At 62.9% G+C, this 22,944-nt stretch carries 21 protein-coding genes and 1 other annotated feature; of the genes, 14 read left to right on the forward strand and 7 right to left on the reverse strand.

The window, feature by feature from the left end; all coding sequences use genetic code 11:
* Positions 1 to 12 precede the first annotated feature (12 nt).
* Positions 13 to 243, forward strand: a complete 231-nt coding sequence (locus RhoBH5_RS30280; RefSeq protein ID WP_270009286.1) for a zinc ribbon domain-containing protein — start codon at positions 13 to 15, stop codon at positions 241 to 243.
* A 62-nt stretch (positions 244 to 305) separates the two neighbouring features.
* Here RhoBH5_RS30280 and RhoBH5_RS30285 read toward each other — a convergent pair whose 3' ends face one another.
* The 6 genes from RhoBH5_RS30285 to RhoBH5_RS30310 form a co-directional block, all read right to left on the reverse strand.
* On the reverse strand, positions 306 to 1,967 hold the full coding sequence (locus RhoBH5_RS30285; RefSeq protein ID WP_270009270.1) for a peptidoglycan DD-metalloendopeptidase family protein: 1,662 nt from the start codon (positions 1,965 to 1,967) through the stop codon (positions 306 to 308).
* A complete protein-coding gene (locus RhoBH5_RS30290) occupies positions 1,964 to 2,755 on the reverse strand; it encodes a hypothetical protein (protein WP_270009271.1) in 792 nt (263 codons plus the stop codon). The genes RhoBH5_RS30285 and RhoBH5_RS30290 overlap by 4 nt, the downstream gene beginning before the upstream one ends.
* A complete protein-coding gene (locus RhoBH5_RS30295; protein ID WP_270009272.1) occupies positions 2,755 to 4,926 on the reverse strand; it encodes a hypothetical protein in 2,172 nt (723 codons plus the stop codon). The genes RhoBH5_RS30290 and RhoBH5_RS30295 overlap by 1 nt, the downstream gene beginning before the upstream one ends.
* A gap of 29 nt (positions 4,927 to 4,955) precedes the next feature.
* Positions 4,956 to 8,027, reverse strand: coding sequence for an ATP-binding protein (locus RhoBH5_RS30300; RefSeq protein ID WP_270009273.1), 3,072 nt, complete (start codon positions 8,025 to 8,027; stop codon positions 4,956 to 4,958).
* Between the two features lie 3 nt (positions 8,028 to 8,030).
* Positions 8,031 to 8,444 carry a hypothetical protein gene (locus tag RhoBH5_RS30305; RefSeq protein ID WP_270009274.1) on the reverse strand — a complete coding sequence of 138 codons (414 nt, stop codon included), beginning with the start codon at positions 8,442 to 8,444 and terminating at the stop codon, positions 8,031 to 8,033.
* A 147-nt stretch (positions 8,445 to 8,591) separates the two neighbouring features.
* A complete protein-coding gene (locus RhoBH5_RS30310) occupies positions 8,592 to 8,879 on the reverse strand; it encodes a hypothetical protein (RefSeq protein WP_141695846.1) in 288 nt (95 codons plus the stop codon).
* 558 nt (positions 8,880 to 9,437) lie between these two features.
* Here RhoBH5_RS30310 and RhoBH5_RS30315 point away from each other — a divergent pair.
* Genes RhoBH5_RS30315 through RhoBH5_RS30335 form a run of 5 tightly spaced genes read left to right on the forward strand, consistent with a single transcriptional unit; the run spans position 9,438 to position 14,941 of the window.
* The gene (locus tag RhoBH5_RS30315; protein ID WP_270009275.1) at positions 9,438 to 10,112 is read left to right on the forward strand and encodes a hypothetical protein; all 675 of its coding nucleotides are present in this window, start codon (positions 9,438 to 9,440) and stop codon (positions 10,110 to 10,112) included.
* The gene (locus RhoBH5_RS30320) at positions 10,109 to 11,866 is read left to right on the forward strand and encodes an FtsK/SpoIIIE domain-containing protein (protein WP_270009276.1); all 1,758 of its coding nucleotides are present in this window, start codon (positions 10,109 to 10,111) and stop codon (positions 11,864 to 11,866) included. The genes RhoBH5_RS30315 and RhoBH5_RS30320 overlap by 4 nt, the downstream gene beginning before the upstream one ends.
* Before the next feature lie 50 nt (positions 11,867 to 11,916).
* Entirely contained in the window at positions 11,917 to 12,267 is a 351-nt protein-coding gene (locus RhoBH5_RS30325; protein WP_047269871.1) for a hypothetical protein, read from the forward strand.
* On the forward strand, positions 12,267 to 13,694 hold the full coding sequence (locus RhoBH5_RS30330) for a ParA family protein (protein WP_270009277.1): 1,428 nt from the start codon (positions 12,267 to 12,269) through the stop codon (positions 13,692 to 13,694). The genes RhoBH5_RS30325 and RhoBH5_RS30330 overlap by 1 nt, the downstream gene beginning before the upstream one ends.
* Before the next feature lie 35 nt (positions 13,695 to 13,729).
* A complete protein-coding gene (locus RhoBH5_RS30335) occupies positions 13,730 to 14,941 on the forward strand; it encodes an insoluble domain protein (RefSeq protein ID WP_442972490.1) in 1,212 nt (403 codons plus the stop codon).
* Between the two features lie 115 nt (positions 14,942 to 15,056).
* Here the strand turns inward: RhoBH5_RS30335 and RhoBH5_RS30340 are convergent, their stop codons facing one another.
* The gene (locus tag RhoBH5_RS30340; protein WP_044480091.1) at positions 15,057 to 16,286 is read right to left on the reverse strand and encodes an IS110 family transposase; all 1,230 of its coding nucleotides are present in this window, start codon (positions 16,284 to 16,286) and stop codon (positions 15,057 to 15,059) included.
* Positions 16,287 to 16,653: 367 nt separating this feature from the next.
* Here RhoBH5_RS30340 and RhoBH5_RS30345 point away from each other — a divergent pair, with 367 nt between their 5' ends.
* The 8 genes from RhoBH5_RS30345 to RhoBH5_RS30380 all read left to right on the forward strand — a co-directional run bounded on the left by RhoBH5_RS30345 (position 16,654) and on the right by RhoBH5_RS30380 (position 22,538).
* Positions 16,654 to 17,325, forward strand: coding sequence for a hypothetical protein (locus tag RhoBH5_RS30345; protein ID WP_270009278.1), 672 nt, complete (start codon positions 16,654 to 16,656; stop codon positions 17,323 to 17,325).
* Between the two features lie 82 nt (positions 17,326 to 17,407).
* A complete protein-coding gene (locus RhoBH5_RS30350) occupies positions 17,408 to 17,929 on the forward strand; it encodes a hypothetical protein (RefSeq protein WP_270009279.1) in 522 nt (173 codons plus the stop codon).
* A 44-nt stretch (positions 17,930 to 17,973) separates the two neighbouring features.
* Positions 17,974 to 18,438 (forward strand): hypothetical protein, encoded by a 465-nt coding sequence (locus RhoBH5_RS30355; protein WP_270009280.1) that lies wholly within the window; start codon positions 17,974 to 17,976, stop codon positions 18,436 to 18,438.
* Positions 18,439 to 18,756: 318 nt separating this feature from the next.
* A complete protein-coding gene (locus RhoBH5_RS30360) occupies positions 18,757 to 19,089 on the forward strand; it encodes a hypothetical protein (RefSeq protein ID WP_270009281.1) in 333 nt (110 codons plus the stop codon).
* A 35-nt stretch (positions 19,090 to 19,124) separates the two neighbouring features.
* The gene (locus RhoBH5_RS30365) at positions 19,125 to 19,421 is read left to right on the forward strand and encodes a hypothetical protein (RefSeq protein ID WP_270009282.1); all 297 of its coding nucleotides are present in this window, start codon (positions 19,125 to 19,127) and stop codon (positions 19,419 to 19,421) included.
* Between the two features lie 43 nt (positions 19,422 to 19,464).
* Entirely contained in the window at positions 19,465 to 19,731 is a 267-nt protein-coding gene (locus tag RhoBH5_RS30370; RefSeq protein WP_270009283.1) for a hypothetical protein, read from the forward strand.
* 1,177 nt (positions 19,732 to 20,908) lie between these two features.
* Positions 20,909 to 21,124 (forward strand): hypothetical protein, encoded by a 216-nt coding sequence (locus RhoBH5_RS30375; RefSeq protein ID WP_270009284.1) that lies wholly within the window; start codon positions 20,909 to 20,911, stop codon positions 21,122 to 21,124.
* Positions 21,125 to 21,273: 149 nt separating this feature from the next.
* Positions 21,274 to 22,538 (forward strand): IS3 family transposase gene (locus RhoBH5_RS30380; RefSeq protein ID WP_270009285.1). Its coding sequence is split into 2 segments (ribosomal slippage): positions 21,274 to 21,577 and positions 21,577 to 22,538, totalling 1,266 coding nucleotides; the frame shifts between segments, so codons are not numbered across the junction.
* Positions 21,573 to 21,707, forward strand: a sequence feature (AL1L pseudoknot). It overlaps the preceding gene by 135 nt.
* Positions 22,539 to 22,944 lie beyond the last annotated feature (406 nt).

Consider the following 22,944-nt stretch of genomic DNA (forward strand, 5'->3'; position numbering starts at 1 on the left):
CGATCGGTGGTGATGGTGCGGCCTGCGTACACGACGATGACGTGTTCGAGTTGCTTCGCGAGAGCCAAGCAGCGACTCGGACTCGGTGAACGAACCTTCCTGTGCGATGACTGTGGATATAGCGATGGTCGGGACAGGAACGCGGCCAGAGTGATTCTGGTTGTGGCAGAACGGGGCCACACTTGTGTTGACGATGTAAGACACGCGCAACTCTCCTCCGGGCTGGTTTCGGGTGCACTCTGAGCTTGAAATCCCCTCGGCTTTGGCCGTGGGGAACCGCTAACAGGTTTCTCGCTTTCGTGGACTCACATGCGGCGGGCGCGCATGTCGGCTTGAACGGGTGCCTGCTTGACGACGTCGCCAGTGGTGGGCGCGTGGACCATCTGACCGTCACCGGCGTAGATACCGACGTGGCCGGGACCTGTGGACTCCCAAGCGCCGAAGACGAGATCGCCCGGTTTCGCTTCGGACATCGGGATCTCGGTCCCGACAGTCCACTGTTCCTCGGATGTTCGGGGCAGCATGTTCTTCCCTGCGGTTGCGCGTGCGTAGGCGTATTGCGTCAGTCCGGAGCAGTCGAACCCGCCTCCCGTCGGACCGCCGGCCCCGCCGCCGCCCCAGACGTACGGGGCGCCGAGGTACTCGCGAGCGGCATCGACGACATCACTTCCACCGCCATTCGAAGGAGTGAATTCCCCGCGGGCACCGGGCTGTTCGAACTCGGGAATGAACGAGAGTACTCGCTGGACGTAGGGCTGGGTTTCGCTGGTGTAGTCACCGCCGGAGGGCATTCCGCCGGCATTCTTGATCGCGAATTCGCCGGCGTTGTAGCTGGCGATGTACAGCGAGAGTGGGTCTCCGGTGACTGATCCATCTGCGATCCATCCGTCGACTTGCCTGGCGATCTCGCAAAAGTACCGACCCTGGGCCATCACCGCATCGCCGACGTCGCCCTGGGAGGTGGTGCCGTTTCCGTCATCATCTTTGCCGTAGACCACCCACGTCGGGTCCATGAACTGGGTGTATCCCTTGGCTCCTGCCGGGCTGACGACGGCACGGAATCCGCTCTCAGCCTTGGTATCTGCGGCGAGAAGTGCTGGGCTGATCTGCGGGCACAATGAACCGGCCTTGCGGAACCATTCCTCGAATTCCGGTGGCACACTGCCGGGTTTGAGATCTCCGCCGCCGGCAGACCCGAATCCCTTGCCGCAGTCGACAGGCTTCGATGCGGCCACCAGATCGATATTTGAACTCGGTCCGCCAGCGACCTGCCCTGACGGGGCAGAGGCTCCGCCCAGCTTGGTCATCGGGTCGACAGCGGTACCGCCCTGCATTTTCCCGCCCTCGTAATACTCGAAATGCAGGTGAGGTCCCGTGGATCCGCCGGCATTGCCGATGTCAGCGATATGATCCCCCGCTTTGACACTCTGACCAGGCTTAACGTGAATTCCGTCGGGCCACATGTGCCCGTACACCGTGCTCACCGGGCGGTTGTCGACGACGGAATCGATCACGACCCAATTCTCGAACCCCACTCCGGGACCTTCACCGGTTGCGCCGGCCGCGGCCACGTTGCCGTCGAGAGCCGCGTAAATGGGAGTTCCGACAGGCCCAGCGAAGTCGGTGCCATTGTGGGCTGTTCCCCAGCGAGGACCGAACGGTGAAGTCATGGTTGTAGTTCCGGGCGCGGTGGGTTGCTGAATCGGGCCGGACGGGGTCAACGCCTGCGCCGGGAGCCCGGGGTCGGCGGGCTTGTCGGCAGCGCCAGCGTCGGTACTTGCGGATTTAGTGTTCTGCGCTGGGCCACAGCTGTTGGGTAGATCGATGATCGCGCCGCTGACAGTGCAGCCGCTGGCTACACCGATCGTGAAGGTTGCAGCCAGTGCCGCGGCGACGAATCGACGTCGTAGGGCGGTGGCGGGCAGTGGCCGTGAAGAGGTGCGGGGGTGGCGCGCTGGGGTGCTCACGTCAGTGGTCCCGGGAGAGGCGTGTCGAGTTCCGGCAGCGGGATCGGACCAGGAACAGGGACGGGCGCCGGGCTCGTGGCCTGCTGAGCTGGAGGCGCAGCGGTGGGGGAGGGGGCCGGTTGAGCCGAGGTGGTGTCAGGTGTCGTCGAGGTCGCGGTTCGAGCTGTTGTGGTCGTCGGCGAGGTCGCTGTCGATCGCGGCGTGGTGACCGCGGGAACGAGTCCCAGAGTCGGCAAAGGCCCGTCGACTTGCCAAGCACCGTCGTTGGCAGTGAGCCGAATCTTCAAGACTCCAGCGCTCGTGTCGACCTCGACAATGGCAGCGGCGCTCGTTGTTTCAGGCAACGTCCGCGTTGGACTCAGAATCGCGACGGGGGTCGTGGGACGTGCCCCAGCGATGGAGTCGGTGACACGTTCGGGGCGTGTGACACGGCTCAAGGCCACAGCCCACCGCGTCGGGGATGTGGTGGTGTCGAGGAAGGCATGCGCGTAATACATTGCGGCACTGGCAGGGCTGCGCACGGCCGAGGTGGTCGACATCGCCACAACCTCCTTCTCGGTGACCTCCTTGCCTGCCTCCGAGGTAAGACTTGCGGATGCACCTCCGCTGGCAATCGGGTCCGCCACCGTTTCAGTGCCGGCGCCGTCGGTGCCCACAATCACTGTGACAATCAGACGGCCGAGAAAAACGACACCGAACAGAATCGCGACCCCTGCGGCGAGCCTGGCGGGACTGCGCAACGTCCAGTTCCGGATCGCGGTGGTGATCGGATTCGCGCCGGCACTCATCAGCGCGCCCCGAGATCTCGGTTCGGCCGCTCGATCACTGCCGTCGACGGCGCCGAACTTTCTTCCCATAACCCTGCGCGGGGCAAAGCGCTATCGGAGGGCCGCGTGGAATGAGATTCCGCAGCAGGGCGATTGATCTGCACCCACGGACGCTGCGAGGACCCTGAAGAGTCGGAACTTCGATCATCATCGCTCGGGCGATAGACCGTGGTCGGTGCGATCACGGCACCGGGGCCGCCATCCCACCGGTTCGGCTCCTGGCGAGGGGCGAAAACCTCTCCGTCGCCGGTGTTGTGGGAATCGAAGCCGTCGGTGAATCCTGTACCGGATTCGTGCTTACGCAAATCCATCATCTGGCCTTGACGGCCTCCGTCGGATCGCCCGGCCGCAAGATCGATTCCAGGCAAACGGTTTCCAGATTTGTAGACCGACGAGTTCCGAAGTCCGTCCATTGCTCCAGAAACGAAAACTCGGTCTTCGCTGCGCAGAGCTGCCAGTTTCGCCTGGCGGGCGCGGTCGCGGTAGTCGTCGGTTCGCGCAGCAGAAAGTGCGCGTCCTTCCTGGCGGATGATCGGTTTCGGCATCATGTCGGACCAACCCTTCCCTGCAGCCTTTCCGACTCGATCGGGTCCTGCACTGATGCCTTTACGGCCCATCTCGAGAGCGTGCTCGGCCAGGCCCATTGCGGGGTTGGCGACCATTGACGATGCGGTCAGCAGTTTCTGTTTCCAGGAACCGTTCTTGTGGCGGTCCATCATGCCGCCGATGGCGCCGTGCGAGGACTGAGTGATCGTCTGGGAGAGTCGTTTGAAGGGGCGGAGCACCATCCAGAAGACCATGGTGAGGATGACGAGGAACCACAGTCGCCACGTTCCGTCCACGGCAGCATTCGTGTAGAGGTTGATCAGGAACATCAAGTACACCGACATCAATACTGCTGCGGCGATAGCCCATAGGTAGATCCCGCCGAGAATGCGTCCGACGCGGGCAAGCGTCGACCCGGAAACTATGGCGACAGGAATCCAGACCGGTGCGGTGATGATCGCCAATCGCAGAGCGAGGAGTGCCGAGATCTTGAGGATTGAAGCGCCGATCCAGAGGATGGACGGCATCGACGTTTTGATCATCGACATGAGGCCGACAGATACGCGACTGGATTCCTTTCCTTGAAAGGTGGAGTAGGACAGTCCTTTTCCGTCGAGTTCTTCGACGACTTCCTCGTATTTCTTTTTCTTGTCTTCGTCGATGTCCTTCTGTGCGGAGTTATCGGCGCTGATGCGCGCCTGTTCGTCGTAGGTGTAGGCGAGGGAAGTGCGCAGCTTCGGCCACAGTTCGTTGATGTTCTCCGGGCTGGCGTTGCTTCCGAAGTAGCCCTTCTGAATGTCCGGGAGAATGATCCGATCGGTGATCACCAACCGCGGATCATCGGACAGGCCGGCCGCTTCGAAGATCTGACCTTGTGTTTTCGTGATCAGCGAATTGAAGGTGTCGTCACCGATTGCGATTGCTTTGGCCGGCGCCCCGACCATCAACCCTCCGATTGCCAGCGCTGCCGCGCCGATGGCCAGCTGTTTGGTCACCGCTGCCGCATCCCCTCGCAAAGCGCGATAGAGAATGATCACCCCGGCAACTGCCAATCCGATTCCGATCCACGGGCCGTAGACAGTGGGGCGAAGGGAATCCGATACCGCGAGAACGATCTTGTCGAACTCGGCGAGTGCGCCCTGACGGCTGGTTCGTTCACCGTCAGCGGTGGTGTTCGCTTGATCGTCGAGCCAGAACGCGGCAGCGGCGAATGATTGACCGATGGCAAGGAATTGGTTTCCCAGGTCGGTTTTGCTCCGTACGAGTGAGACTCCGGTGACGTCCTCGCCGCAGCCGAGATCGTAGACATGCCAGGACAGGCCGGCCCACCCATGACTTCCGTACCCGGTGCCGTTGAAGCCGGCAGCGTCCGCAGGTTTGTTTTCTGATGCGGAGTCGAAGAATGCAGGAGCAGCTTCATTCGGCGACTGAGGCCCCGGAACTTCCTTGCAGGAGAACCCCAGAGCATTCGCCGTAGCGGGGCCGGACAGGGCGCTCATCCCCACAAGAACCATCACAGCGAGCAGCTGGACCACGCGCTGCACCCACGTGGTGCGTAGTCCGGTCTTGCGGAGAGTGGTGAGCATCGAGAAGGTTCCTTCCCAGGATTGGGGGATCAGGCTGCGGTGGCGCGCGAGTTCAGTGCTTGTGCGACGTGGGCGATGTGGACGAAGTTCGTCCAGTTCGCCCGGACAAGTTCGATGTCGCCGCCCAGGCGCACGACATAGGTGCGGGCCTCGTCGGCCCCGGTTTTCGCGGCCCGCTGTTTGCGGGCTTCGTTGACGCGTTTGTCGTAGGTGTCTTCGCGGCCACCACCGAGCTGATTGGCCAGGATGGACTCGTATCCCTCGCCCTCTTCGAGGCCGAGGAGTTTGAGTGCGTCGGAGATCGCGCCCTCGTTCGATCCGAGGCGTCCGATGATGATTTCGTCGGTGAGCTGGCTCTGGTCCTGATCGTCCCCACCATCGGAGAGGCCGAGAAAATCTCCGGGAAGCTGGCTGCACACCAATGCTCGGGTACGGAATTTGCGGGTATCGCGGCCGAGGCGGACGTAGAGAGTTCGGCCGGCGCCGGACTGCTTCAAATACTTGTTTTCGTCGAGGAACAGCAGCTTCGCCAACGAGCGGGGCTTGTCGTAGATCAGGCGTGTGGCGAGCCACGCCGCCAGGTGAATCAGGGGCCCTGCCAACCTTTGACTGTCGGTCGCGTGCGAACCGGATGCCTTGTCGTCGATCTGCAGGCCCGGCATCGTCAGGATCGTGAGGCGTTCGTCGACGATCGAGTCGAACAGTTCGGCGGCGTCGTCGTCTCCCGAGGTCTCGGAGGCGAAAAGTACCCGAGCATCGCGCAGGCGGGACATCGATCGCAGCATCGGGCCGATGCGGCCGGCGGCACTTTGGACCCCCTCGCTGACGACGGGTGTGTTCTCCGTGGCGGCCTTTTCGAATCCGTGTTCCTCGGCGCCGTAGACCTTGCCGGCAGCGATCGCGTCGATCGCGTCGATGACTTTTCTCAGGTGATTGGTGGGGGCTCCTCCGACAGCTGCTGCAGCCATGCGGACCGCGCTCTTGGCGTCGCGGTCGCTGCTGTCATCCGAGTCCAACATCGAGATCAGAACCCAGGACGCGAGCTGTACGCGTTCGGCATGTGCGGCGGCGAGATCATCCGCGTAGGCCGCCGCAGCGGCAGCGACAGGGTCCGAACTGTTGGAGTACTCCGGCTGCTGCGGATCGTAGATCTCGTCGTCCCGATTGGGTTCGGCGACGACTCGGTAGACGTTGAGAACACCAGGCTTTGCGCCGCGGCCTGTGAGTTCGTACACCCGCGTGAACGGTTTGAGCTCAGGGAGTTCGGCGAGCTTGCGCAACGGCCCGGACGGATCGAGGATCACTGCGTGCACCCCAAGCCGCAACGCTTGGTACGTGATCATCCCGGCCAGGTGTGTCTTGCCGGCACCCTGAACGCCGACCAGAGGCGTCAAACCGCCCTTGTCGAAGAAGTCGTGCGCGGCGAACAAATTCCATGCCACAGGACGCACAGAGATTGAGGCGGTCTCGCCGAGGATGATCCCTTCCTCGTCGCCGATACGGTCGGCGGCAGCACCCATTCCTGCCGACGCTGCCAGGACGGACATCTGCCGCTTGTGCGCGGTATTCGCGAGCTTTTCACCCGGCATGAATTCTTTGAGGAGGTGGTATTGGCCGTCTTCGACTTCGAGTTCGATATCGGGGCCGTACTTCTGGACGAGATTGGATACCCGGTCGCGTGTCTGCTGCGGCGAGGATCCCGTCACCGCGATCCGCCACCACCCGGACGCGCGCGTTGCGAGAGCGCCGCCGTTCGACATTTCGGTTTCGAGACGGCGGGAAAGTCCGTGCTGCGCGGCGAGCGCGTCAGGGGGTGTCTCGTCGTGTTCGACGGTGTAGTGCCGGTACTGGGACTCGATCGCGTTGCGCTGCTTGCGGATGGAGTTGAGGGTCTCTTCGCGGGTGTGCAATGTCAGTCGCTCGGACCATTCGAGTGCGTATCCGAGCTGATCGCCGAGAAGTTGCCAGGGCAACTTTTGCTCGGGAATCGGGAGCGCCGCCATACGGCCGACGGTCACCACCGTCACGTAGGAGCGATATGTGCGTCCCGCGACAGTTCCTTCGACGACGGTGTGGCCGTCGCCGGGGGTGTACGTCATGTCGGTTAGGTTGGACAGCGCCTGCAGATCCGGCAGCCCCCATCCCGACGGTGCCTGCCCGGCCGAGGATTCCGTCAACGGCATCCCGACAGCGGCGGATCGGCGCAGCAAGTAGTCGATGGCGGCGTTGTCTGCAGGCAATGCCTCCACGCCGGGGGAGAGCATCACCCGTTCGATTTCCTCGATGTGCTCGGCCGCGGCGTTCTGCTCAGCCAACAGGACCTGCTCAGACCACTTCGTCAGCTTGGGGCCGATTCCAGGTAGTCCCGAGCAATTGTCTGCAACGGCAACAATTGCCTGCGCGGTCATCGAGCGTCGGGGGAGCTCGATGCCCCAGTAGCGCCGTTTACGGGTGGAGGAAGAGTCGAGCAGAGCCACCTGCTGCCCGACGAGGTATTCATCCCACGGGAGGGCGCCGGGAACATCCGGCAGTCGACCTTCGGCGAGGCCAGCATGTGCGCGGCCCCATTCGGTGACCGGCCACGGTTCACGCAGGGTACGGCGATGAATGCCGGTGACGCCTTTTGTACGGAGTTCGGAAAGAACGAGGGCCTCGTCACGGATGAACCGGGACTGGTCGGAGAGTGGACGCATGGACCACGTTCCGGGAGCTTGTGTGAACCACACGGTGGCGGTGTCGTCGGTGATCGTGACGTTGCCCATCACAGCCCGAAGACGCCACTTGGACGCCTTCTTCAGCCGGGCGTTGCTGCCGCGCTCGGCAGCAGCATTGCTCGAATGAGCCCCGCCGTTCTTACCGGATTTCTTACCTTGCCGGCGACGACTCTTGCGTGACTCCGATTCCTCGGCGGGACTCTCGAAGTAGCCGGGCTCAGCAAAGGCGGATTCCTTGCGGTATGCCGAATCCGGTGTGTGGGGTTCGGCAGTCTGCAACCCGGCCTCACGGGCAGCGCGTAGCCACGATTCGGGAATGACCGGAGGCAAAGCGCCGGGAGGCGGAACGAGATCGGTCGGGTCGTACCGGCTACCGGAATAACTCATGTCTCACCGGTTCTTCTCGGTCGTGGAGGGGTGGGCGGAGGTAAGTCGTACGCGCGCAAGCTGATCCGAGATCGATACGACCTGCGCAGAGTTCGGGGACTTCTTCGCGGCATTGGTCGACGGACGAGGCGAGCGGAGGTCGTTGATCGCAGAGCGGGCCAGAGAGCCGAGGGTGCGTTCGGTTCCGAGTCGTTCGGTGAAACGTTTCGTGCCGTAGTACGTCAGCAGGCACATGCCCATCACGGTCCACCCGTTCGGGGGTAGTGAGAGCAGTCCGAACACGAGGATCCACGAGCCAATCGCAAGGAGAATGCCGATTCCTGCAGACTGATATCTGATCGGTTTCGGGAAGGCTCTCCCGGGCGGGCCGAGCCAGTGCTGATCTACCCGGTAAAGATCGTCGTCGGTCTCGATCACGGCGATCACTCACCGTCGACGCTGGGCGACGGTGTACCAGATGTAGAACAGGATGGCGAAAGCGATGACGGCGCCGAAGATGATGGTCATGACGGACATGAAGATGATTCCTCTCGAAAAGTGTTGAGCGCGAAGAGTGAAGAGTGCTCACATGCCAGGGACGAACAGCTTCATGATCGATGTGCCCACGTTCATCGCGGCATCCGGATTCGCGGACAAGCCGAACCAACCCAGTCCGATAACAGACAGTCCGGCGATGGTGATCACCGAAGACCATGAGGACTTGATCGCTTTCGACAGCAGCACCACCGCACTCACTCCGAGGATCGGCGGTACGACCTGCTGACGGAGGAACGTTCCTACGCCGCCGGTGTCGATTCCCTCCTGCGCTAAGTAGTTCAGCTGCGCTGCAGCCTCGAATGTTGTGTGAAGCATGATCTCTCCCAAAGGGGCTCGCTGGGTCGGAATGGTCGTGGCGTGAACGCTCGCACATGCCGTGAATCGGCACCAGGACGTTTCGCACGCGCTCGGGCGTGTCGCGCCCCGATGCAATTCGAAACCCCTACCCGCAGCGGTATCTCTCAATGCCGCTGCCAATGAGGAGAATTCACCAGCCGTTCGCGCCACCGAATCCGGCCACCCGATCGGCATCCCGTTCGGCACATGCTTTCGGTGTGTGCGCCAGGGGAACCCGGGCCCTCACTCCCTTTGGGAGACGCCTCCCCCCTACGGGGGGAGGCGTGGTTGAGAAAAACGCCGCTCCGCCGAAGCCGAAATCGCTTCCGAAAATCGCATGCGAAATTCGATTCCGAAAAACCTTCTCTGAGGGGTGATTTCAGGCCCGGTTTTTGGGCCCGAAAATGCTCCCGCTGACGACTCTCAGTCGCGACACGCCCGAGCGCGTGCGAAACGTCCTTGTCGGTTTCCGTGAGCCCGCGTTGACTGTCCCCACATCAGTACTCCCGCAACGCCGAAACGAGGAAGGATCCCGCGATGCCGTCGAACGATCCGGTGGGCGAATTCTTCCGAGACGTGTTCGGGAGCGATGGGACTTCCTCTGGCCCAAAGGAACCGAAACCTCGGGATCAGCCGATCGAGCAGAAGCTGACACGCTTCACGCCCTGTGTCATCGCAGTTCTCGTCGGCGCCGTGATTGTGTGGTGGGCGCCAACGCTGCTCACTGCTGATCAGGTCGCCGGCCAATGGCCGGAATCAGGACGCTGGGCGCAGTGGCTGATCGACTTTCGCTCCCGTCTCGTCGTTGCGGTTGTCATCGCTGCCGTGGTCGACCTCGTTCGATTCCTCCGCTGGCGGCAACGCCGCATCCTCGCTGCGGTTGTTCGACAGACCACCGGCCACAACGCAACCCGCATCCAACTCAGCTGGCGCACCGGGTGGCACAGCACACACTCCGCGAAGATTCGAATTCCACTCGGATCGGTGGTCGACGAACTTCGCTTCACCAAGCTCGACACCGCGCTCAACGCACTGATCGTCGGAGAGCCCTACCCGCAACGAGTCCGGGCCAAGTTGCCGATCGTCTCTCCCGCATTGCCGGAGCGCCTCCTGCTTCGTCGGCCAATAGAGCCGAAGGAAGACGCAATACAGATCATCGACATCAGCCCCGAACTCAGCGCTCTGGGTGCTGTCCAGGAGATCGAGAAATGACCACACGCAAATCGGCTGCCCGCCAATGGAAGTACAAGCCCGTATACCGTGCCGACGCCGGCGCGCTCACCATTTCGCGAGAGCCTGTGGCACCGGACGGGCGCAGTGACCGCCACCGGCTGCTCGCCGACCTCCTCTCCGACGGGAAAGCCCTCCAGGGCGTTACCGTCAAGGTCACAGCAATCTTCTCCAACGGTGCCGAAGCTGCCTACGAAATCGGCTACACCAGCACCCTGTCCACCGGGCTGCAGGGCAACCGCGACAAGCTCAGCGACGCTCTCCTCGCAGCACTCGGAACACACGAATCCGGGCAACTGTGGAAAATCACCTGGGACCCGGACCAGCCCAAAATCAAAATTTCGCTACGCATGCCGCTCGGAACAATGCTCATGCATCACCTTCGAGTCCCGGTGTCCGAGCTTCCCGTCCCGCAGCTCGACCACCGTGGGATCGCTGAACGTCAACAAATGGACTGGCCCACCAGCGACCCGAAGAGGATGGGTAAGCGCCTGCACATTCCCTTCGCGTCCTGCGAAACCGACAACGGGACCGTCGATGCGTACTGGAACGTCTCCGACGACTCCGCCTCCCCGCACATGCTCGTCGTCGGCCCCACCGGCGGCGGCAAGACCGTTCTCTTGACCACGGTCATCACCGAGCTGGTGCTGCGCGGTGTCCCTGTCATCGGGGTGGATCCCAAGCGCATCGAATTGCACCAATTCCTCGGATACCCCGGTGTCCCCGCAGTGGTATTCGATCCCATCCGCGCGGCGTACCTGATCTATGCGCTCTGGAAAGAGATGCACGCCCGGACCAAATACATGCAAGTCAATCGTCTCAGCGCGCGCACCATGCCGCCTCTGGTCGTGATCCTGGACGAATTTTTCATTCTCTCCGCCGCATGGAGCCAGCTCAAAGCGAGCGGTACCGACCAGGAGAAGGAAGCCATCAAGTTCACCAACCCCTTGGGGCGTATCGGTGAACTGGTGGCTCTGGCCCGATCCGCAGGTATCCGCCTCGCCGTGGGGGTGCAGCGACCGGATGCTCATTTGTTCGGAAAGGACTCCGGAAGCGTCCGCGACAACTTCCAGACCCGAGCGGCGCTCGCCCGTCTGAGTGCTGATGGCGCCTACATGATGTGGGGCGACGGCAGTGTCGGCAACGACATCGACAAGAACATTCGAGGCCGCGCCACCGTCAGTGCACCCTCCGGCGACCCCGCGCTCGCGCAGGTGTGGTTCACCCCCACCATCGACGAACATCCCGCCGCCCGTAGTGGCCTGAGCAAGGACGAGCTGAGCGCTGTCGAGAGCCTGCGCCCAGTTCGCGACACCCCCGTTTACTGCTTTTCTGCGGAGTTGCCAGCCTTCATCGGAGAAGAACAACAACTCATCGACTCGATGGCCGACGACGTCCGCGACCCCGTCGCTGTCACCGGCACTTCCTCGGTCTCATCGATCGTCGACCAGATCGACGACGCGATCCCCGCTCTTGCCCTCACCAAGGGCATGGAGATCGTCTTCGGCCTCTCCGACCCGGATGCACGAGGAACCGTCCTGTCTGTCGACACCGTCCGCCCCATCATCCGCAGCAAAGACGGCGCGATCACCGACGAAGGACTGGTGAAAGTGCAGGTGTCCGTCGAATCCACCGGCAAGCACACCGAAGTCGCGGTTCTCGAATGCCCCGGAACCGAAACGTTTTTCCTTGCTTCCGTCGACCTCGGCGCCACCAGAGGCGCACACGACGACTGACCTGAACATCCACTATCAGCGCCGACTCGGCCCACCAGAAAGGTCCCATCATGGCAGTGCGAATCGAACGAGCAGTGATTCTCGACCCGGAACACATCAAGGCCATCCAGACCACGTTCAAAAACGAAGGCCCCGGCGACCCCGTCGTGCGCGCCTACCGCGAAGCGTTGCGTGCGACTGCCCCGAGCTGGCTGCCCAGCGTCAAGGAAGACACCAACACCGTCTCCCGCGGCCGTCTCGGCGAGCTGCTGGACGCTCTCGCCTCGCGCCGCGATCTCGTCGACTCGATCCCCGACGGCGATGCGAAAACCAAAGCATTCAGTGAACTCGACAAGCTGCACGACGAGATCACCGACATGGTCACCCAACTCGACGCCAACACAGGCGCCGGAGGCCAGTGATGTCCGCCCCGCAGATGACCGTCGCTATCGACGACGGAGGCCGCACAGCGACGGCGCATGTGCCGTCGCTGGTAGCGACGATCGGCCTGCGAGGCGACACCGAACAAGAACTCATGACCAGGGTCTTCACCCAAGCCACGGAGGAAGCGCGCACCGCCCGCCGGACCATCAGAGTCTCGGTCACCGGTGTCGATACCGCCCCGATGTACTTGGAAGTCGATCCCGACAACACCATGCGCACCGTCTCAGCGCCTCCGAGAGCGGAGCAACCAGCCCGCGCCAACGTGGAGGCACCTCGCCGGGATCAGCCCCGCCCACCCGTCAAACGAACCCCCGTAGTGCAGGTCTCTGCGAGCGACCCGGCCCCCAGCGAAGACCGGGGACAACAGGTGAACATGGAGACCGAACCGGGAGTCGAGCACAACGGGCGTGCACCGCAGCCGACTCGGGATTTCGGCCGAGGCGGCTGGGTGACAGAACCGGTGCCCACCCTGCGACCTCGGCCCGTCAGCTCGGCACCTGCGGGTGCGGGTCAAGGGGCGGAGGAACCAGCCCGCATCGGACTTCGAGGGCGCCTCAACGCGATCTTGAATCTGGGGCTCGCACCCAAAGCCGGATCCGCGGAAACACGCCAACGCATCGCGGGAGCCACCGTCGCCCGCCCCATCCCCGGATTCTCGATCGTGACCGTGGCCAACACGAAAGGAGGCGCCGGTAAATCACCCATCGCCGCCGCACTCAACGAAGAGATCGCGACCTACCGTGGGCCCGGCAGTTCGGTCTGCGTCGACGTATCCGACGTCGGCGGCACGTTACCCAAACGCGCCGCCATCACCCCACCCGACGGGCAAGACGTGAATGCGCTGATCGATGCCGCCGCGCACGGAACCATCGTCCCGGCCATGCTCTCGCAGTACCTGACCCGGCAACCGCGGGGCGGCGACATCCTCGTTGGCAGCTCCGGCGATTCCGGGGCCGCGTTCAGCTATGACGAGGCCGCCGAAGTTGGGCGCATCCTGTCCGACCATCGAGAAATCCTCATCGCCGACACCGGCAATTCACGCGTCGCGGGCGGTTGGAGATGGGCGACCGATCATGCCGATGTGCTTCTCGTTCCGATGCCTCTGCGTTTGGACGTCGATGTCCTCAAGATGCTGAAGTTTCTCAAAGCCCGACACGGGGCCGCGATCCTGGACCGCACCATCGTCCTGATCACCGACGGCCCCGGCGACGTACCGGGCGTCGAAGTCCCCGAGATCGAGAAACTGGAAAAACTCGGTGTCCACAGATTCGCCCGGATGCCGTACGAGCCCAAGTTCGCATCCGGTGGCCCCATCGCCTTACCCCAACTGCTTCCCGTCACAGCCACGGCACTGTCTGTTCTCGCCGCCATGGTCGTGGACCTCATCGCCCAATCCGCCCACTGATCGACTCCTCTTTTCCCTTCACGAAAGGCATCACCATGGACGTCACCGCAGGTAACAGGTCCGCGCGCCGCGCGCAGCAGAAAGGTCGGCACCGTCGTCAGAGCGCCGCCCGCCAGGGAACCGCAGCCCTTGTCGTCGCCGCAGCAGTCGCGGCCGGTATCGGTCTCGCGGCGCCGGCAGGAGCTGAGCCGATTCAGGGCGGCGTCACCGGCGGCGACGGTATTCAGGGTGGCGTCAACGGCGGCGGTGCATCCACCCCCGAACCCGCCGTCACCGTGCCGGAGGCGCAGCCGGCACCGGTCTACTGGGTGCCGCCGCCCGTCGAGTACCAGAACGTTCCGTCTCAGCCGCTGCCGAACTGGGACTACGATTCCGGCGAGTACACGCCCCCGGCTGACTACAGCGTGACTCCGATCGACTACGGCCAGATCCACGCTCCCGGCCCGGTCGAGATCGTCGCACCGATCATCGCGCCCAGGGAAAAGGGCCGCATCGGCTACTGGGTCTTCGATCAGCCGAACTGGGTTTCTGACATCGACCTCGCCCGCACCAACAACACCAGCGCGGTCGTCGAGTCCCAGGTCTCGACGTTCTATGCCTCGATCGGTATCCCGGTCGATCAGGCGAGCCGAATCGCCGCCGCACAGCTGGCCGGTGGTGCAGGTGGAGCCTTGGCCGGAGCTACTGCCCTCGGACTCCCCGCCGCCACAGTGGGCGGTTTGATCGGTGGAACAATCGGCGGCACAAGCGCTCTCGGATTGTTCAGCCCCGTGCTCACACCCATCGGCGCGGTGCCTGCGGGCGTGGTCGGCACGGCAGCCGGAGCAGCAACGGGCGCAGCTGTTTTGGGCATTCCCGCAGCGGCGATCGGCGCAGTCGGCGGCGGAATCGCGGGCGTTGCAGCTGCAACCGCTTACGGCGCAGGAGAATTGGGCGAGCCTGTCGACGTCAGCGAATACTTCCCCGACGTCGATCAGCCCGCCGTGACCACCCAGACACAGAACACCCTTACCGACTGGGAGAACTCCGGCCCCGTCGGGCAGGCCGTGTCCACCACCGTCCGCGACACCGTCGCAGCCGCACCGGCCATCGATCAGCAGGCCCGCGACTTCGTCGCCGCCCAGCCCGGTGGCGAGCAGATCATCGAGCAGGTCGACACCGCGCTCACCGATTTCTTCACCAACGCCACCCCCGCCCTGGCATCGCAGCTGATCAGCGACGCAGTCGGCGCAGGCGTACCCGCGTAACCCACACAAGTCAGACAGCTTCAGGGCGGGTGGCTACTTGCCACCCGCCCTGAACTCTTACTCCACCGCCGCCAGAACCGGATTGACCACGAAAGACATCTCAGGAAGTTAACAGTCAAGCCGCGAGCACGAGAGGAGGTGGGAAGGCATGGGTTTCGTCGTAGGTTTGTCCGGTTTGCAGGCAGTGGTGGAGTTGTCCGAGGAATTTGTTGAACAAGTGGCGTTTGGCTTCTTGGAGCCAGTCACCTTTGGCTCGGCGCGCGTCGTAGTGCCGCCGCGCTCCGGGCGAGGATTTCAGCGCTGCCATCGCCCAGATCGAACCGGCGGCGGCGAGACGCCGGTTCTTGATGTGCCGGTGCGTAATGACGGTCTTCTTGCCGCTGGCGCGGGTGATCGGCGCGGATCCAGCGAAGGCTTTCAATCCACGAGCGTCGTCGAATTTCGAGCGGTCGTCACCGATCTCGGCGAGCACCCGGGCGCCGACCACTGGCCCCACGCCGGGGAAACTGGTCAGGATCTTCGCGTCCGGGTGTCGGTGAAAAGTCTCGGTAACCGCCTCCGTCAGATCGGCAACCGCAGTACAGATGGCGTTCAGCTGCCCGAGCAACGCGCTCAGTTGCCGTCCCATCGCTTCTTCGATCATGGCGGGCTGACGGAGGTGCTCGGCGGTGAACACCTCGCGCAGGCGCCCGGCGTCCCGATCGAGATATCGCTGGCGGCCGGCTTTGGCCATCAACTTTCGCAATCGGGCCGGAGTCAATGTGGCTGCCTGGGCAGGGGTGGGAGCAGCGGTGAGGATCATCCGGGCATCAGCTCGGGTGATGCCGCCTTCGAGACCGGCGAAGGCTTCCAACGCTGCCGGGTAGAACTCCTTGAGCAGCGCGATGACCCGGTTGGTGACCTGTTGCCTGTTCCAGATCGTGTCCTGCTGCGCGCGAGCGAGCACCCGCACACTCTGGGCCAGCTCGGAATCATTCGATCGTGGGCGATGCTCGGGCAGGTCGGTGCGCAGGATATTCGCCAAGGTGCGGGCATCGACCGCATCGGACTTCGCTCCGGAGACGACATGCCTGGACCGGTAACGCGAGGCCGCGAGCGGATTGATCGGGTAGACCTGCCTTCCCGAGGCGGTCAACGCCGCGACCCACAGACCGTGATCGGTCTCGATGGCCACCGGCACTGGTTCGTGCGGGTCCTCACCGGCGTCGGCGAGCATGGCCAACAAGGCCTCGAATCCCGAGGCGGTGTTCTCGACCCTGCCGCCGGCCACCAGGCGGCCCGTGTGGTCGACGACCGCGATGTCGTGATGATCAGTGGCCCAATCGATTCCACAGAACAAACTCATCCGTTCCCTCCGTCTGCTCGATACGATGCCCGGTACCGGGCAGGGGCCACGCGGCGCCCTAATCGCAGGACTCGACGGTCCGTCATCTCAGTAGCCGTCCGTGACTCCAGCACACCGCAGGACCCCCAGTGCTTTCCGAAGAGCTCTACGGCTCGGGAGAACTCATACCGGGGTGAACCCTGCGGTCGGCAGGGGCAACGCCATCACACCACCGAACACCAGATCACTGCTACCGGGGCGCACCGTTCTTTCGTGAGACATCGAATGTCCGGGCAACAACAGGCGTCGCCCCGACAGCAGCACCAGAACACAAACTGTCCCTATACGGGGTCAGCTCCTATCCCAACTACCGATTAGGGCAACAGCGATGACAAAAACCAGCAGGCACCCCGCAGTGCTCGACCTCTCCGGCGGATCAACCCCGCCCCGCGGCCCCCAGAACACCCCGCGCACACCCCGGCCGCCCAAACCCCGCGGTGAAAGGCGCAAACCAGGGAAACGGACCTTCATCGCCCTGGGCGCGGTCGCGGTCGCCGTCGCGGGTACCGGCATCGTCGCCACCCTCGGAGGCGGAGAAGGCGATCCGGCCCCTGCCACCGAAACAGCCACGACAGAAGCGCTCGGCCCCACCGACGAAAACGGCCTACCGATCCTCAAACTCCCCGACGTCGAACCCTTCGCGCCGCCCACAACAGCACCTGCAGAAGAAACCTGCCGAAGCGACCGAGGCGACCAAAAGAGTGGCGCAGACGTAATAGCAGCGTTCAACTACGCCTACTACGTCGAACGCAACGCAGCAGCAGCCCGAGCGCTCGCAACCCCCAGCTCCACAGTCCAGCCAGTCCCCGACCTGCAAAAAACGATCGACCAAGTCCCCGCCGGAACCGCGCACTGCGTCAAATCCATCGCCCTCTCCGAAGGGGTGTACCTCGTGGACCTCTCACTGAACGCACCCGATCAGCCCGCCAAACGCGGCACCCTCACGGTGACCACCCAAAAGATCGACAACCGCTGGTACGTCGACGCCTTCAAAGATTGACGACCGCTGTGGTCGACATGACCTGATCCACCGGAACAGTGCCCCGCCCGACCCTCCCTTCTCACGAAAGGCATCTCAGTCGATGTCCCTGCCCACCCTGCACCGCGCCGCCTTGTCCATCGCCCTCTCCGGAGCTGCGCTCGCCGCACTGGCAGCCTGCAGCAGCGACGAGAGCCGCGCCGCGACGAGCGTGTCCGCCTCCACCAGCGGAACAGTCGTCACCGACTCCTCCGACGACCTCGGCAGTATCATCATCGGCTGGGGCGAAAAGCACACCGACACCGAAATCACCACCCCCAAACCCGACGACGTCACCGCCCGCTGCACCGGCACCGGCGAAAACCTCGCCGTCGACATCACCTCACCGCACGGCTGGAAGATCAAAGCCCGCAACCCCTCTCAAACCCTCACCATCGAGAACACCGAGCAAGACCTCTCCGGAGAAATCGACACCGCCAACCAGTTCCTCGACACACTGCGCTCCGTCGACTGGTCGACACCCGACCAGGTCGACATCGCCGCCACCGCGCAGGCGCCGGCCGACTGGAACTCCCCCTACGGCACCGGCCGCGTCTACCTGTCTCTGCACGTCGACTGCAGCTGATCCGCATCACGCCGACACCCGCCACCGAGCCCAGGAGAACGCACATGAGCGCACCAGCCCCATCCTCAGCATCGACCATCGCCGCCACCGCACTCGACACCGGACAGCGCGTGCAATTCGCCGAAACCGGAGACCTGTGGTGGACCGTCCGAGCCGTCTCACATGACCACCACTTCGTCATTCTCACCACCCCAATCCCCGAGGAAGACAACAACAACGACTTCCCCGACGAAACAGAAAACAGCGTCTACTACACGATCATCGACAACGAACGCCGAGTGCGAGGACCGGACAACGTCTGGGGCAACGGCTACGACACCGACGAACAAATCACCCGATCCCTGCAAGACCTCCTCGACGAAGAGACCGAGGTCAGCCGGCGACCATCCAACTGGGAAAACATCCGCATCGTCGCTGTGCTCCCGTTGGTCCCGCCGATGCCGGTTGACCCCGAGGAGGGCTGCATGCCGGAAACCCACATCACATCGAACGACAACGGACGCCCATGAACGGGCAACGGTACGAGCGCTCGACCGATGCCCTGCAGGCGCTTCTATGGGCGAAATCAAGTCTCGGCGAGATCGACCCGCTCCCGCTCACACCATCGGGCACATCCGCCGGGGATCCGCATACAGTCTCAACCTGCGCTTCCTGCGGCACTTCTCCCAGCGCAGCAGAACCCGAATCCTCCTGCAATGACGCCGAACCCGCGATTGAACCGGGTTGGACGTTCAGCCCCGAAGAAAGCTACTGCCCGATCTGCGCCGACGTACGAGCCCGAACCTGGGGCAAGGGCCGGCCAACAAACGAACCGAAAGGCTAAAACAGTGACCAACATGTACCCCCACCTGCTGAGTGCCATCAAGGCAGCGAACGACGTCCGCACCGAACGTGACGCCACCAAAGGAAATCTCGACACCTTTATCTCGGCAGTCGTCCCCGTTATGCTCCACGGCCTCACAGGCAACGGAGACGAGATTTCCAGCGATGACATATCAGACTGGTACGCCGAGATGACGCCCGAAGAGGCCGCACTCATCTGCACCGCATACGCCATCCCCGAAAGTGTCACCGAGACACGAACACACGACATTCGAGATGCGTTCCTGCGCACCTGGACCGACGAAGCGGGCCGTTTCATCGCCCGCGCGAGCATCTGACCGGCCCCACTCATCTCGACGAAAGGCAAGAAACGATGACTACATCAACTGCCCAGCGCCGCGGAATCCGTGAGCGGACCATCAAAGCAGGAATAGCCGGCATGGCGGCCGGTATCGCCGCAGCCTTCCTCGCACTCATCTTCTACGCAGTAATGCTGGCCACCGCCGACGGCCTGCGCGAGATGATCCACACGGCGGCGAGCTTCGGTAACCCCGCCCTCGCCGTCGGCGTCTCCGGACTGATCCTCGCCACGATTTCCGCGTGTGCGACCGCTCTTGCCTTCGTCCCCGAAATCCGGCGCGAAATCGACGCGATGTGCGTCCGCAACTGACGAACAAGCACCGCAAGCGAAACAACGAAAGGTGAACGAGACCATGACCCACGACCCCTCGAACCTCGAATTAGATCCGACCAGTGCGGCGAGCCTCCGCAAGCCGTGGGCGCTCCTCGAAGCTGCGCTGGCCGATATACCCGATCCGCAACACCACGAACTCACACGCATCGAACACGCAGCTCTCGCTTCGAGGGTGTCCCTGCTTGCGCTGCAACCTGACCCGAGTCGCCCGCAACGATTTGCCTATCCCATCGACGTCGCACCGCCGAAACATTGCGTGAGCAGCTTGCCGTCGTGCGAGATGTGACCGAATCTTTGGGGCCCCACGGGTCTGCTGGCGACACTTCCAGACGGGCTCGACCACGCCGTTGCGTGCGAAGTGGTCGACGAAATCACCCACCGCAGCGAGATAGCTGTTCGCGGCCTCTCATCCCACCGCACAAGACAATCAAGACACTGCGCCGACTGTTGTGGACCAACAAGGGCCTACTGGACCTGATCGCGGATGACCGCGCCCGCCTGACGCTCCAAAAAGTGTTCGGCTGAGGCACCGCCGTTCGATCTTGCTAGCATCCGTGAATGCGCAATACCGCAGTCGCACTTTTACTTCTATTGACCGTGACCGGATGTTCGGACAGTGAGTCAGGCGGGAGGTATCCCTCAAGTGCTCAGCCTGGCACACCGACAAGCTTGATTCAGGACACCACAGCAGCTAGTTATCCGGTTCCGGAGTTGGTACCACCATCGGAACCGAATACCATGCTGTCCAGCAGTGCAGATCTGACCAATGCGCACCCTGTCTCCGTCACCTCCTACAGCCTCGTGGAAGGTGCGGGAAATGATATCGCCCTGAACTTCGAGTCAGGCAGCCCAAGATGCTTCGGCGTGAACGTCAGTGTTCACGAGACGGCCTCCGATGTGACGGTGAACGTGAAGGTCGGCACTCTAACCTCCGCTGTCGGTCTGGCATGCACTATGGAAGTTGTCGAAGTAACAGTCGAGGTACCACTCGACGCACCGCTAGGAAACAGGACCGTTCGCAACGGCTAACCGTGAAACCAACGGCGCATTGAGGTCTTTCGAGAAGTCCGGTGAAGTCGAAAGACCTCATCGTTATAGTTCTCCCTTTCGAACTATCCGACTGAGTAAAGGCTGGCTCGGCCAGGCATTCCTCGGTTCCGTTGCGGCCTAGACGTGCGCGCGCCGCGTTCAGTTGTCTGTCTAGGTTTTCTGTATCTGGGGCATGGAAGCTGAGCTGAGCTGTCCCGCGACTCGCCGCAGGTTTTTCACGGTGTATCTGGACCAGGGTGGCTGTGAAGGTTGACGCAGCGAAAGTTTTCGGGTGAAGGTTACTGCCCTGACCGATGCCTTTGGCGGCTTGCACCGAATTTCGTGGATTCGGACGTATCGAGGAGGTAAGTAACGTCGCCGTAACATTGCCCGGCTAGCCTCCGGGAATCAGGGGAATGGGAAAGGTCAGCCCTATGCGCGGCGCAATTACCAATCTCGAGGAATCCGCTCAGCGTCAGTTGAGCGCCGGAGAACGCGAAACGAAGATCCGGCATCTGGTGACCTGGTCAGCAGCGCACCTCGCTTATGCGAAAAACCTCCCGCAAGGTGGTGTCCGCGACAATCACCTCAGAAGTGTTGAGAGTGCTCTCGTAGAAGCCTCCGCACTGCTCGTCTATGAAGACGAGTAGGCGCTGCTTGGTCGGCGCGACAGAACGTACTCGTTGCACCGTTCGACCTCGGGTGAACCGAGGGGCCTGGCAAAGACGTCCGGAGCGCAGGCGTTTGAATCGCCCTGGGTTCGGTGGAGACTTCTGGCCTTGGAAACGAGGATGAAGTCATGCCGAATGAACGGGTGCCAGGAAGACCGACAACGCGTCGGTATTCGTCGGAGGAGAAGGCTGGTGCGGTGCGGATGGTCCGTGCACTGCGGGCCGAGTTGGGGACCGAGCACGGGGCGGCGTCGCGAGTTGCCTCGCAACTGGGGTTCGGACTCGAATCGGTACGGGCATGGGTCAAGCAGGCCGACATCGACGACGGCACCAAGCCAGGGATGAGCACATCGGAGGCTCAACGTATCCGGGAGCTGGAGCAAGAGAACCGAGAACTCAAGCGAGCCAACGAAATCCTCAAACGTGCAGCATCTTTCTTCGGGGCGGAGCTCGACCGCCAGCACAAGAGGTGACCGCGTTCATCGACGCAAACTGCGACGATGTCGTCGCAGGACGGCCACTCGGGGTCGAGCCCATCTGCAGGACACTGCAGATCGCTCCGAGCAGTTACTACGCCGCCAGGTCACGATCACCATCGACGAGGGCGGTAAAGGATGCCCGGGTGCGGCCGGCGCTTCGGACGTTGTGGGAAGACAACTACCGTGTCTACGGGGTCCGGAAACTGTGGAAAGCCGCTCGCAGAGCCGGACTCGACGTCGGCCGTGATCAGGTCGCCCGACTGATGCGCGCCGAGGGCATCGAAGGTGTCCGCCGAGGTAAGAGGGTGCGGACCACCCGCCCCACCGCCGGCACGGGTCGACACCCGGACCTGGTCGGACGAGATTTCACCGCCACTGGGCCGAACCAACTGTGGGTTACCGACCTGACACACGTGGCGACCTGGGCGGGGGTCGCGTACGTCTGTTTCATCACCGACGCTTACAGTCGGATGATCGTCGGCTGGCGCGTCGCACCACATATGCGCACCGAGATGGTCCTTGATGCGATCGAAATGGCCCGATGGTCACGCGGAACCACCTTCACCGGGTTGCGGTGCCACAGCGATGCCGGCAGTCAATTCACATCCCTGCGCTACGGCGAACGCCTCGCTGAGATCGGCGCGATCCCATCGATCGGGACCATCGGCGATTCCTACGACAACGCTCTCGCCGAGACCGTCAACGGCTACTACAAAGCTGAATTGATCTACGGACCAGCGCATTCCGGACCATGGAAGACCACCGTCGATGTCGAACTCGCAACCTTGTCCTGGGTGTATTGGCACAATCACCAACGCCTCCACGGCTACTGCGACGATCTTCCACCAGCAGAGTACGAACAAAGGACTTACGCTACCGAACAGGGCAACCAGGCCCTGGCCGAAATCAAATAGCCAGAGTCTCCATCAGACCCAGGGCGATTCAGAGCGGCCCGTGCTTCCTGCTGGGGAACGTCCAGAGCTGGGCAGTGTTGGAACGCGGGTTTCTACCGGCTCTCCCCGCTGCTATGCGCCGGCCGGGCGCGCTGGCATGGGCATACATGCGTACTCGATGGCTCACAGAAATAACTGACGCGACACCCACCACCTTGCCGAAGATGCCCTCGTGCGCTTCCTGCGGCGCGGCTCCGAACACAGCTGCATCCGAAACTTCGTCCAATGATGTCGAATCCGCGATCGAACCGGGTTGGACGTTCACCGCCGAAGAAAGCTACTGCCCGATCTGCGCCGACGTACGAGCACACACATGGGGTGCTCACCGACAAGAGAACGAACCGAAAGGCAAGAAACGATGACTACA

The sequence above is a fragment of the Rhodococcus sp. BH5 genome (assembly GCF_027583855.1).
Taxonomy (GTDB): domain Bacteria; phylum Actinomycetota; class Actinomycetes; order Mycobacteriales; family Mycobacteriaceae; genus Rhodococcus_F; species Rhodococcus_F qingshengii.

Bases quoted from the DNA above. Each gene is read 5' to 3' on its own strand.
- RhoBH5_RS30340 (WP_044480091.1), bottom strand. From the start codon at position 16,286: ATGAGTTTGTTCTGTGGAATCGATTGGGCCACTGATCATCACGACATC.
- RhoBH5_RS30320 (WP_270009276.1), top strand. From the start codon at position 10,109: ATGACCACACGCAAATCGGCTGCCCGCCAATGGAAGTACAAGCCCGTA.
- RhoBH5_RS30315 (WP_270009275.1), top strand. From the start codon at position 9,438: ATGCCGTCGAACGATCCGGTGGGCGAATTCTTCCGAGACGTGTTCGGG.
- RhoBH5_RS30370 (WP_270009283.1), top strand. From the start codon at position 19,465: ATGACCCACGACCCCTCGAACCTCGAATTAGATCCGACCAGTGCGGCG.
- RhoBH5_RS30280 (WP_270009286.1), top strand. From the start codon at position 13: ATGGTGCGGCCTGCGTACACGACGATGACGTGTTCGAGTTGCTTCGCG.
- RhoBH5_RS30375 (WP_270009284.1), top strand. From the start codon at position 20,909: ATGCGCGGCGCAATTACCAATCTCGAGGAATCCGCTCAGCGTCAGTTG.
- RhoBH5_RS30345 (WP_270009278.1), top strand. From the start codon at position 16,654: ATGACAAAAACCAGCAGGCACCCCGCAGTGCTCGACCTCTCCGGCGGA.
- RhoBH5_RS30290 (WP_270009271.1), bottom strand. From the start codon at position 2,755: ATGAGTGCCGGCGCGAATCCGATCACCACCGCGATCCGGAACTGGACG.
- RhoBH5_RS30335 (WP_442972490.1), top strand. From the start codon at position 13,730: ATGGACGTCACCGCAGGTAACAGGTCCGCGCGCCGCGCGCAGCAGAAA.
- RhoBH5_RS30355 (WP_270009280.1), top strand. From the start codon at position 17,974: ATGAGCGCACCAGCCCCATCCTCAGCATCGACCATCGCCGCCACCGCA.
- RhoBH5_RS30295 (WP_270009272.1), bottom strand. From the start codon at position 4,926: ATGCTCACCACTCTCCGCAAGACCGGACTACGCACCACGTGGGTGCAG.
- RhoBH5_RS30365 (WP_270009282.1), top strand. From the start codon at position 19,125: ATGACTACATCAACTGCCCAGCGCCGCGGAATCCGTGAGCGGACCATC.
- RhoBH5_RS30300 (WP_270009273.1), bottom strand. From the start codon at position 8,027: ATGAGTTATTCCGGTAGCCGGTACGACCCGACCGATCTCGTTCCGCCT.
- RhoBH5_RS30350 (WP_270009279.1), top strand. From the start codon at position 17,408: ATGTCCCTGCCCACCCTGCACCGCGCCGCCTTGTCCATCGCCCTCTCC.
- RhoBH5_RS30310 (WP_141695846.1), bottom strand. From the start codon at position 8,879: ATGCTTCACACAACATTCGAGGCTGCAGCGCAGCTGAACTACTTAGCG.
- RhoBH5_RS30325 (WP_047269871.1), top strand. From the start codon at position 11,917: ATGGCAGTGCGAATCGAACGAGCAGTGATTCTCGACCCGGAACACATC.
- RhoBH5_RS30330 (WP_270009277.1), top strand. From the start codon at position 12,267: ATGTCCGCCCCGCAGATGACCGTCGCTATCGACGACGGAGGCCGCACA.